Source organism: Streptomyces sp. NBC_00076 (assembly GCF_045041235.1).
Taxonomy (GTDB): Bacteria; Actinomycetota; Actinomycetes; order Streptomycetales; family Streptomycetaceae; genus Streptomyces.
The window spans coordinates 6,418,284-6,429,727 of sequence record NZ_CP108242.1 but is presented as its reverse complement, the minus strand read 5'-3'; the positions used below and the strand labels follow the sequence as shown (position 1 = coordinate 6,429,727).

The 11,444-nt window shown below is 73.1% G+C and carries 5 protein-coding genes; all 5 read right to left on the bottom strand.

What is annotated here, in order from left to right:
- Nucleotides 1–17: 17 nt before the first annotated feature.
- The 5 genes from OHA64_RS29410 to OHA64_RS29390 all read right to left on the bottom strand — a co-directional run bounded on the left by OHA64_RS29410 (nt 18) and on the right by OHA64_RS29390 (nt 11,215).
- On the bottom strand, nt 18–1,769 hold the full coding sequence (locus OHA64_RS29410) for a protein kinase domain-containing protein (protein ID WP_405618042.1): 1,752 nt from the start codon (nt 1,767–1,769) through the stop codon (nt 18–20).
- A gap of 54 nt (nt 1,770–1,823) precedes the next feature.
- On the bottom strand, nt 1,824–3,701 hold the full coding sequence (locus OHA64_RS29405) for a serine/threonine-protein kinase (RefSeq protein WP_405618040.1): 1,878 nt from the start codon (nt 3,699–3,701) through the stop codon (nt 1,824–1,826).
- A gap of 69 nt (nt 3,702–3,770) precedes the next feature.
- A complete protein-coding gene (locus OHA64_RS29400) occupies nt 3,771–5,669 on the bottom strand; it encodes a protein kinase domain-containing protein (protein WP_405618038.1) in 1,899 nt (632 codons plus the stop codon).
- Between the two features lie 169 nt (nt 5,670–5,838).
- Nucleotides 5,839–8,730, bottom strand: a complete 2,892-nt coding sequence (locus OHA64_RS29395; protein WP_405618036.1) for a protein kinase — start codon at nt 8,728–8,730, stop codon at nt 5,839–5,841.
- Between the two features lie 187 nt (nt 8,731–8,917).
- On the bottom strand, nt 8,918–11,215 hold the full coding sequence (locus OHA64_RS29390; RefSeq protein ID WP_405624159.1) for a serine/threonine-protein kinase: 2,298 nt from the start codon (nt 11,213–11,215) through the stop codon (nt 8,918–8,920).
- Between the last annotated feature and the right edge of the window lie 229 nt (nt 11,216–11,444).

Below are 11,444 nucleotides of genomic sequence, written 5' to 3'. Positions count from 1 at the left end.
TCGACGCGAACTCCCGGTCACAGCCTGTCGACGTCCAGGTTCGCCAGCGCCGTCTTCGCCACCGCGCGTCCCCGCTCGGTGAAGTCGCCCTTGCCCGGATAACTGACGGTGAGTTTGTACATGTCGCCGCTCTTGGTCTTGTAGTAGAGGATCCTCAGCTCACGGGGGCGGGGGTTCTCGCTGTCGTCCGTGCGGTAGACGACCGTGTTCTGGGCGGCCTTGTTGCCCTGGTACGTCGCGTTGTCGGGCTTGGTCGTCGTCCCCTTCGCGGGCATGTCGAGGGCGTAGCTGCCGCTCTGCTTGAACTCGGTGTCGTCGTCGTACATCTCGGCGGCCGCGGAACCCGCGATGGCGTTGCCGGTGTCCTCGGCCTTCCGGTCCAGGGTCAGGCCGATCCAGATGCTGCCGCTCCAGTCGGTGTACGTGACCCAGTGCGTCTTGTCGGTCTCCCGGTCGGGCACCGACCGCTGGTAGTCGACGGGCACGGCCAGGGCAGCGGCGACGTCCTTCTCGTGCTTGGTCGTCCAGCCGTCGGGCAGCGGGCCCGCGAAGGGGTCCGCGATCACCAGGTACGCCGTCACCGCCGCCGCGACGACCGCGGCACCGATTCCGGCCCAGGCCTTGCGGCCGAGCCGCGGGCCGCGCGACGGGGCGTCCGGGTGCCGCACGAACTGGGTGGTCGGGAGCGGCGCCGGCGGGTTCGCGGCCGTCTCCAGCAGGGCCCGGACCTGGGCGGCGTTAGGGCGGCGCGCCGGGTCCTTCTGGAGCAGGCCGTTGATGGCGTCGGCGAGCGGGCCGTGCGCGGAGGCGGGCGGCGCGGGAGTGGCGTTGAGGACGGACTGGAGGGTGGCGGGGGTGTTGCTGCGGCGGAACGGGGAGACGCCCTCCGTCGCCGCGTACAGGACCACGCCGAGGGACCACAGGTCGCTCGCCGGGCCGGGGCGCTGGCCCAGCACCCGTTCCGGCGCGATGTACTCGGGCGAGCCGACGAAGCCGCCGGTGTCGGTCAGGTTGGTCTCGCCCTCGATCTGCGCGATACCGAAGTCGGTGAGGACGACCCGGTCGTGGCGGCCGAGGAGCACGTTGTCCGGTTTGACGTCCCGGTGCAGGATGCCCGCCGCATGCGCGGCCTCCAGGGCGCCCAGGACCTCGAGGCCGATTCTCGCCGCCTCGCGGGCCCCGAGGGTGCCCTCCTGCAACGCGTTGCCCAGCGAACGGCCCTGCACCAGCTCCATCACGATCCACGGGCGGCCGTCCACGACCGCGACGTCATGGACGTTCACCACGGCGGGGTGGTCGAGCCGGGCCGCGGCACGGGCCTCGCGGCGCATGCGCTCGAAGGCGTTGGCCCGTTCGCGCTCGGGAAGGTGGTCCGGGACGCGGGGTTCCTTGACGGCGACCTCACGGTCCACCGTCTCGTCCTTGGCCCGCCACACCGTGCCCATGCCGCCGTGCCCGAGCTTGGCGAGCAGCCGGTAGCGGTCCGCGATGAGGCGTCCGATGCCGGGGGCGGGCGCGTCAGGGGAGTCCGGCGTGGGATGCGGGGCTGGTGTGGGGCCGGAGTCCGGTATGGGGTGGGGCTGGGGTGGCACGCCCTGAGTGGGCAGGGCGTACGGGTTGTCCGGGTGCGGCAGCGCTGCCGGCGGGGCTTGCGGAGTCGGTGGGCCTTGCGGAGTGGGAGGGCCTTGCGGGTTCGGTGGGTTCGGTGGTTGCAGAGCGAAACTCGTTGGCTCGTCTGACCCGTAAGGGGCTCCCCCGTTGCTGCTCATGGGTCCATCAATATCGCGCCAAGCGGTCCGGAATCCACCTCGAACGCTTTCCGGTCACCGACCCGTGACCAAGGTGTCGACCGCGACGTCGACGTACTTCCTCGCCTCCCGCACCTTCCCGACCGGCGCCGACACCCACACGTCGTACAGCCGCCCGTCCTCCTCCCAACACAGGTCGTACGTGTGCCGGGGGCCCTCCGCCGCGCTGAAGCCGTCCCAGGTGAACTCCCACAGCGCGGCGGGGCGCCCGCGGTGCGCGGTCCTGGTGACCCGGCCGTCCCGGTAACCCGGGTTGGTCTCCGGGCCCTTGTCGGCCGCCCGCCGCAGCACGATCAGTGGACCGCCCGCCTCCGGGTCGGCGACCCTGATGCCGAGGCGGAAGGTCTGCCCCGGTGACATGTAGAAGATCCGCTCACCCTGGGGAACGCGAGTGAAGCCGTCCGGCACGGCCAGGGCGAAACCGGCGGGGTCGTCGACGAAGCGGTAGCCGGCGGGGGCGGGGGGAAGCGGACTCGGGGCGGAGCTCGGGCGCGAACCGGGGCGCGAACCGGGGCTCGCGGAGGTGTGCGGGGGTGCCGAGGTGTACGTGGGCGTCGACAGTGTCGGCGGGCCCGTACCGTCGACGCCCCCGTTCATGAGCAGCGCCGCCGCGGACACCCCCGCGCCGGCCATCGCGGCGACCAGCAGCGCGGTGACCAGCACGCCTCGCGGGGAGCGGCCGGGAGGAGCCGACGGGTCCCGGGCGGGCACGTCCCGCTCGGGTGCGGGGGCGGGTGCGGGGGTGTACGCCGACGGCCGGTCCGGCGGCTCGGGTGCGGGGGTGTACGCCGAGGGCCGGTCCGGCGGGCGGTCGGACGGCGGCTCCTGTGAGGGGGCGGGAGGGGTCGGCGGGGTGAGAGGGGTCGGCGGGGTGGGCGGCTCGGGGGGTGTGTGGCCGGGATGTTCCGCGCGGGCCCGACCGGGCGGCTCGGTGGACGAACGGCCGTGCGGCTCGGTGGACGAACGGGCGGGCGGCCCGGTGCGGGTGCGGCCGAGTGACATGGTGCGAGTACGGCCGAGTGACATCGTGCGGGTGCGCCGGGACGACAGGGTCGGTGTGCGGCCGGTGTCCCGGAAGGTCCGCAGCATCCGCTCGGCCCGCTCCGCGTCGAGCCGTCGCTCCGGATCGCGTTCGAGGAGGCCCCGTACGACGGGCAGGATCGGCGTTGCCTGTGCGGGCGGCCGGATCTCGGCGGTGACGACGGCGTGCAGGATGCCGCCCAACGAGTCGCGACGGAACGGCGACTCGCCGCTCAGGACCGTGCACAGCAGCGCGCCCAGCGACCACAGGTCGGACGCGGGCCCGGTTCTCGCCCCGGACATCCGCTCCGGCGCGGTGTACTCGGGCGAGCCGACGAAGGACCCGGTCTCGGTGAGCGTGGTGGCGCCCGCGACCTGGGCGATGCCGAAGTCGGTGAGGACGACCCGACCGGTGCCGTCCTCCACGAGCACGTTCGCGGGTTTGATGTCGCGGTGCAGGACCCCGGCCTCGTGCGCCGCGCGCAGCGCACCCAGCAGGGCGACGCCGATCCGGGCGGCCTCGTCGGCGTCCACCGGGCCGTGCTCCGCGATGCGCTCGGCGAGGGAGGCCCCCTCGATCAACTCCATGACGATGTAAGGGCGTTCGTCGTGCTCGACGACGTCGTGAACCACGATGATGTGCGGATGGCTCAACTGGGCGACCGCACGCGCCTCGCGCAGGGTGCGGTCCCGCCGCCGCCGGGCCCCCTCGGCGGAGAGGGTGTCGTCGAGAGGGAGCTCCTTGACCGCCACGCTCCGGCCGAGCAGTTGGTCGGTCGCCCGCCAGACGACCCCCATACCGCCACGACCGAGCCGCTCCTCGAGCCGGTAACGGCCCGCGATCACGCGGGCGTTGTCCCCCTCGGTCCTCATGCGCCTCATCATCCCGCACCGGACGGGCTCCCTCCGGGGCGGCGACCGGCCAAATCCGCCGGGCCGGCCTCAGGAGGTCTTCTCCTCCCAGCCCTGCAGAACCGCCGTGAACTGCTTGCTCGTGGTGACCCAGTCCTTGACGGGCGCCGACATGTAGATGGCGTACTCGACACCGTCCCGGGACATGTACGTCTCCTCGACGGCCCGGCGCGGCCCCGGGTAGGGCGTGTCCCGGGCCAGCGCGGTCCACGTGTACTCCCACCGGGCGCCGTCGCGGTCCCGGTAGATGTTGTCGTGCAGAGTCATGAGCTTGTAGTCGCGCAGGCGCTCCGACAACTGCTGATGCAGGTCGCGCTGGTGGGCGAGCGGGTCCCTGAAGTCCGGCGAGGTGTCGATGGCTATGCGGACGAAGTGCTTGCCGCCGTCCGGTGAGTAGTCGACCTGGGTGAGGTCGCCGTCGACGCCGAAGAGCTTCCGGTTCCAGCCCTTGGGCAGATAGACGCTGAAGCCCACGGCGTCGTCGTGGCGGACCCAGGAGGCCGGAACACCGCCGCCACCGGAGCGCGGCTTGCTTCCGCCGGTGGCCGTGGGATTCGGCGAGGCGGACAGGTCGGCGTCCTGCTGCCGCGACTCGTCCCACGCCTGCAGCCCCACGGCCGTGCCCCCACCGATGATCGCGGCGAGGGCGACGACGAGAGCCGCCGTCCGCAGCCGGCGGCGCTTCGGCGGACGCGTGACGCCGGTGACACCGTTGGCGCCGTTGTCGGCGTTGTCGGCGTTGTCGGCGAGATGCGTCGGACCGAGCACGGTGGGGCCGGTCGCAGGAGGGTACGGCGTACCGGTGACCGGTGTGGAGACCGGGGCGTTCGCCCCGGCGCGGGCCTGAGCCGCCTGGTGGGACTGGGTGTAGTGGGGGCCGGGATGGCCGGGACCTGCGTGGCCGGGACCTGTGTGGCCGGGGCCTGTGGGCTGGGGGCCTGTGTGGTGGGCACCCATAGGGCCTGCGCCAGTACCCATCGGGTGGGCACCAGCCATAGGGCCCGTACCCATGGGGTGGGCACCCAAAGAGCCGGCGTCCGTACCCATGCGGCGGGAATCCGTGGTCCGGGAACTCACATGTTGCGTGGACACATACGCCTGTGCCGCGCTCGGCCGTCGCCCCTCCGCCGCTTCCGCGAGCATCTGCTCCGCGGCGACCAGGTCGGGCCGCACGGACGGTTCCTTGTACAGCAGCGCCGTGATGACGGGCGCGAGCGCACCGGCGTACCGCGGCTCCGCCGGTTCCTCGTCCACGACCGCCTGCATGGTGGTCAGCGGTGTCGTCCGACGGAACGGCGACTTGCCCTCGACCGCCGTGTACAGCGTGGCGCCGAGAGCCCAGAGGTCGGAGGACGCTCCCGGGTCGTGGCCACGGATCCGCTCCGGGGCGAGGTAGTCGACCGAGCCGACGACCTCTCCGGTACGTGTGATGGTCGTGTCGCCCTCGATCTGGGCGATACCGAAGTCGGTGAGGAGGACGCGGCCGTCCCGGCCGAGGAGCACGTTGCCGGGCTTCACATCGCGGTGCAGTACCCCGGCGGAGTGCGCGGCGCGCAGCGCCCGCAGCACCCACAGCCCGATGCGGGCCGCCTCGGTGGGCTCGACCCGCCCCTGTTCCCTGACCGCGTCGGCCAGTGAGTGGCCCTCGACCAGCTCCATCACGATCCACGGCCGGCCGTCGTGGTCCAGCACGTCGTGCACGGTGACGACGGCGGAGTGGTTGATCCTGGCGGCCGCGCGCGCCTCCGCCCGGGTGCGGGCGAGCAGGACGGCCTGATCGCTCTCGGACACGTACAGCGCTGCCGTCAACTCTTTGATCGCGACGGCTCGGTGCAGCACCTCATCATGGGCACGCCACACGCGGCCCATGCCGCCCGTGCCTATCGGGTCGGCGAGCCGGTAGCGCCCCGCGAGGAGCTGGCCCTGCATCTGATTCACGTTGCCCCGCAATGCTCTTGACAGAGTCAGAGTAGGGACCCGCCCTCGCCGAACGGAACCAGGGGGGCGTCAAGGAGACCGCACTGTGACGGTTGTCGCTTCCGGAGGCTGCGGTCAACCTTCCCGCCCGCACCGGCGTCCCGCCCCGTCGGCCCTCTCCTCAGCCGGTGATCCGATACGTGGCCGACGCCTGCTCGTACAAGCGGGTGACCTCGTCCCGCTCGGCCTCCGGACCACGTACCTGCACCACGTGGTATTTCCCGCCGATCAGCATCGCGATGTTGCGCACGTACAGTTCGCGCCCGTCGTCTCCGGTCCAGGTGAACTGGCCCTCCGCCATGGTCCGCCCGCCCACCTGGATCGTCTTCAGTCCGGTCGCGGTGGCCCAACTGGAGTCGCGGTAGGGCTGCAGCTCCGGTTCCTTCTCCCGCTGGTACACCATCGGGTCGCTGCCGTCCTCGGCCGCGGTGTCCCGTCCCGGTACGACGATCAGCTCGAAGTTCCCGTGCCCGTACACGACCTGACCGCGCCCGTTGACCGGTGTGCGGTCCCAGCCGTTGGCGACGGCCACCTGGAAGCCCTCGGCGTCCTTGCGCAGGGCGAAGCCGTCGGGGACGTCGGGCCCGGTGGTCTGCTTCTCGGTGGAACCCCCGGACGACGAGGGGCTGTCCTGGGGCCCCGGGGAGGTCTGTTCGGGCCGGGGCTCGCTGCTCGCCTCCGAGGACGGCTCGGGTGCCGGACTCACGTCGTCGACAGCTCCGGTACGGTCCCCGGCGCCCTCCGTGCCGGAGCCGGACTTCGGCATGAAGAGCATGGCGTACGCGATCGCGCCGGCCAGCAGCAGCAGGATCAGCAGAAGCAGCGCCCGGCCGAGCCTGCGCGGTGAACGGGCCTCCTCCCGCGCCCGCTTGTGCCGCCCGTGGTGCGCGGGCAGCCCGGCACGCCGCCTGCGTACCAGCTCGCCCCGCCGCCGTACGACGGGCAGTCGGCTGGTGTCGGCGGGCGGCGCGGCGACGACATGCGCGCCGGCCTCCGGCTCGGGCGCCGAACGGACCAGCGAACGCAGCCAGCCGTTCAGCTCCTCGAAGTCGAGCCGCTCGGTCGGATCCTGCCGCAGCAGGGACTCGACGACCGGCCTGAGCGGTCCGCACTCCTCGGCGAAGGCGGGCGGCTCCGCGCACACCAACTGCACCAGCTCGGCGGTCGATTCCTCCGGGTAGGGCGCGTGCCCCTGCACGGCCCTGAACAGCAGCGCGCCGAGCGCCCACAGGTCGGTGGCGGGCCCGATCGGCGCCGCGAGCTGCCAGTTCTCGTGCACGGGCCCGGCCTGCTCCGGCGCCCACCGCTCGGTCACGGCCCCCACGACAGCCATCCGCGCCTGCCGGGCCCGCTCGGCCGCCAACGCGGTTGTCGGGCCCCGCGGCGCGGGCGCACCGGCGGCCGGCTCGTCCCAGGTGCTGGGAGGCAGGGCGGCAGCACCAGGAGGCAGCGCCGACGCTCCGCCGTCATGAACACCGCCGACGCCTCCGGCAGGAACAGGGCCGGGTGCGGGTCCGGAGCCGAGTCCGGGGCCAAAGCCGGGGCCGCCCGGCATGGGCGCCGCATGCTGACCGCCGGACCCGCCTGGCATGGGCATCGCATGCTGACCGCCGGACCCGCCGGGGTACGCGGCACCGCCGTCCCCAACGGTCCCGCCGGTCCCACCGAGGCCGCCGGTTCCTCCAAGTCCTCCGGAAGGCAGAGCTGTTCGTCCCCGCTCCCCTTGTCCGCTGCCTCCGGCCTCCTGCGCCCCGGCGGCCCCGCCACGGGGCGCGGCACCGTGCCAGGAGGCGCCTTGCACGCCGTAGGGATCGGCGACCTGCCCCTGCGGCCCGGAACCGGAGGGCTGCTGGGCGCCGTTGGCCGTGGGGTACGGGGGGTGCTGGGCGGAGCCGTCGGCCCGTGCTGCGGGGTCGTCCTCGGGAGAGGGACGTGCTCCCGGCAGGGCCGCCCGGCCGTTCTGCGCCTCCTGGACCCGGGCTGCGGCCCGTGCCCCCGCGCGATACGCGGCGATCGCCCCGGCCCGCGCCGCCCTGATGTCCGCACCGGTGTCGACAGCCCTGCGGGCCGGTACCGCCGGTGAAGCGTGCGCCGTCTCCGCCCCGGCCGCCGGCAGCGCCCCGGCAGCCCGCGCCTCGATCGCGGCCCGCCGAGCAGCCTCGGCCTCCGCCCCCTCCAACCCGACAGTGCTCACCGGGCCCTGGGCACCGCCGCGACCACCTGAGCCACCCGGACCACCCGGCCCACCCGGCCCAAGGGGGCCGCGCGAGCCGTACGCCGCACCACCCGGACCCGCGGCCCCTCCGCCGGGACCGACTCCCCCGGCAGGCCCTCGTCCGGCACCGCTCTCCCCGCCGCCGGTATCCCAGTCGGCGTCCTCGGGCGGCACCGGGTCGTACCCGCACAGCGCTTCCTCCGCCGCCCCCACCGCCAGGCCGGTCAGCATCACGCGGCCGTCGTCGCAGACGAGCACCGTGCGCGCGGTGACGTTGCGGTGGACCCAGCCGTGGGCGTGCAGGACCCGCAGAGCCATGAGGACGTCGGCGGCCACCTCGGCGGCCCGGTACGGCGTCAGCGGCTTCTCCACCAGCAGCGTCGCCAGGGACCGCGCGGCCACCAACTCGCTGACGATCCACAGCGAACCGCCCTCGGCGAACACGTCGAAGACCTGGTCGAGCCGCGGATGGTCGGGTATCCGCGCCGCGGCCTGCGCGGCCTCGACAGCCCGCCGTACGGCGGGATCCGTCGGGTGTCGCACACTCCCGCCCGCGGACGTGCGCCGTCCACCGCGCTCCCGCGCTCCTCGCGGGTCCCTGGCCGTGAAACCGTCCGGCAGCCCCTCGGCGTCGAGCACCTCCGCCTCGACGACCTCAGGCAACGGCACCTGCCTGACCAGGACTTCCTGCCCGCTGTAGGTGTCGAAGGCGCGGGTCTCGGTGAGTTCGTACTCATCGGTGGGCGGCAGCGGCAGGCGGTAGCGGTCAGCGAGTACCCGACCCGCGTAGTCGTCCACGTTGCCTCCCCCCGGCCGCCCGGTCGGTCAATTCCGTTCGCCTCGCGCCCCGTTCCGCACTCGGTCCTGGCTGCGTACGGTCCGCGAGCATTCACGATACGTGCCGGAGGCAACCCGCAAAGAGTGGATGCCAGATCTCACGCATCAAACCGGAGATCGAACAGGAGATCGATCACCGCACGGCTGCTCACGACTTCGGCTTGAACGTCTTCGCCAGCGTCTTCCAGGTGGTCTGGCGCAGTTCGCTGCCCCAGTTCGCGGCCTTCGCCGTGTACATCAACGCGTACCCGAGGTGGCCGTTCACCACGAACCCCCGGTCGATCGTGCGGTACTTCGTCCCGCCGTCGACATAGGTGAACTCCCAGTCAGCCGTGTTCCAGCCGCGGTAGTCCACCTTCGCTATGCGGACCTTCTGGTACTGGGAACGCGTCATGGAGCGTTCCTGGTTCTCCCAGTCCGCCACCGGGTCGCCCTTCGGGGTGGACGTCCAGGCGATGAGCAGCTTCTGCCCGTCGGGCCCGGTGAACCGGTCCCCCGCGGCGCTCGCCGACTTGTACTTCCAGCCCTTGGGCAGTCCGATCGAGTACCCCTGAGCCCCCTGGTGTGTCGAGGCCACCGCGTTGTCTCCGCCGGAGCCGGAGGAACCCTCGGTCCCCGACCCACCGCCCTCGGCCGTGTTCGCCTCGCCGCTGGGCGTGCTCCGCGCGCCCGACTCCGTCACCGCGGACGCGGTCGGCGAGCCGTCCGTACGGGTGCCGCCGCCCTTGTCCTCCTTGGTGTCGGCGCTCCCGCTCGCGCTCGCCGTCACCTTGGCACCGCCGCCCGCGGCCCCGTCCGAACCGTCGTCACCGAGCGTGAGCGCCAGTACGGTTCCGATCACGGCGAGTGCCACGACCACGGCGATGATCACCAGGGTCCTGCGCGGCACCACATCGGTGAGCGGCGCCCTCGGCACGGGCCGCGGCGGCAGGTCCGGCGGAGTCATCACGGGCCACCCGGAACTCCGGCCCCCGGTACCGCCGTTCGCACCCTGCGCGCTTCCGTCCCGAGGCCCGGGCACCCCACCCGACCCCGACGCGGACTTCGACGTCGTGCCAGAAGTCGAGCCCGACGCCGCCCCCGAAACCGGGGCAGCGGCCGAAGCCGAAGCGGGCCCACTCGATGTTCTCTTCCCCGAGGAGGAGACGCCGGCCGCGCCTGACACAGCCGTGCCACCACGGGAACCCGAGGCCCCCGCACCGCTGCCCGCCCCTGAACCGGCCGCGCCACCAGGCCTCGCCCCGGCCGCACCGGAACCCGAACCCGAACCGGCGGTGCCCCCACCAGTACCCGAACCGGCCGAACTGCCACCGTCCGCGGACCCAGGCCCCGTCCCGGAACCGTCCTTGTCGCCCACGGACTTCGTGCGCGCCGCAGCCGCGGACGTCGCCGCCGCTCCCGCGGCCCCGGCGGCCTTGCGCACGGAACGCAGCGCCCCGCGGAACCGATCGCCGGCCTCCTCGCCCCGCTTGCTCCCGGTGCCGCCCGAACTCCTCTTGCCGGCACCCTCGTCGGGCTGCGGCGGCAGCGGCACGACCTTCGTCGCGTCCAGGGCCTCCGGCTCCGGCTCGTTCTTCGGCTCCGGCGCGTGGAGCACGGCGTTGAGCATCTTCCGCGCGCCCGCGTCGTCGAGTCGCTTGGCGGGGTCCTTGGTGAGCAGGCCGTAGATGACGTCCTTGAGCGGACCCGCGTTCTTCGGCTCGTCCAACTGCTCGGTCATCACCGCGGTCAACGTCGCTATGGCCGAGCCCTTGTCGTACGGCGGGGCCCCCTCCACCGACGCGTACAGCAGCCCGCCCAGCGACCAGAGGTCGGCCGCCGGACCGGGCTTGTGCCCGCGGGCCCGCTCCGGAGAGATGTAGGAGGGCGCGCCGACGAGCATGCCGGTCGAGGTGATGGACGGGTCGCCCTCGACCTGGGCGATGCCGAAGTCGGTGAGCACGACCCGGCCGTCCTCGGAGATGAGCACGTTGGACGGCTTCACGTCACGGTGCAGGATGCCCTCGCGGTGCGCGGACCGCAGCACGTCGAGGATCGCCAGGCCCACTTCGGCGGCGCGCCTGGGTTCGAGGAGGCCGTCCTCCCGGATGACCTCGGCGAGCGACTTGCCCTCGACGAGCTCCATCACGATCCACGGCCGGTCGTCTTCCTCGACCACGTCGTAGACGGTCACCGCGCTGTTGTTGCGGATCCGCGCGATCGCCTTGGCCTCGCGCAGCGTCCGCGTGATCAGGCGCCGCTTCTCTTCCTCGTCGATGTTGGTCGGGAACCGCAGCTCCTTGACGGCGACCGTGCGCCCCAGGGTCTCGTCCTCGGCACGCCACACCGTGCCCATACCGCCGCGACCGAGCACGCCTCCCAACCGGTACCGCCCGGCGAGAAGACGCTCGCTGTTGTCCTGACGAGTGTCCTGACGGGATGTCCCCGCCCGCTCCGCCTCCGACATGCGTCCCCTCATGCAACCCGCCCTGACAGAGCCTCCATTGTCCCTCACCCGACAAGTGCCCGACGCCCAGGGTGCCTCTGGGGACAACGGGCCCACCCTGCGGCCCGGGACATCCCGGCCAACGGGCCCGCCGCCCACCCGTGCCGCCCGCCGCCTGCGACGTCACTTCGCGCCCCACGGCCGTCACCCCGGGGCCGCTGCGGCTCCCCCGGCCGCGACCCTGGATGAT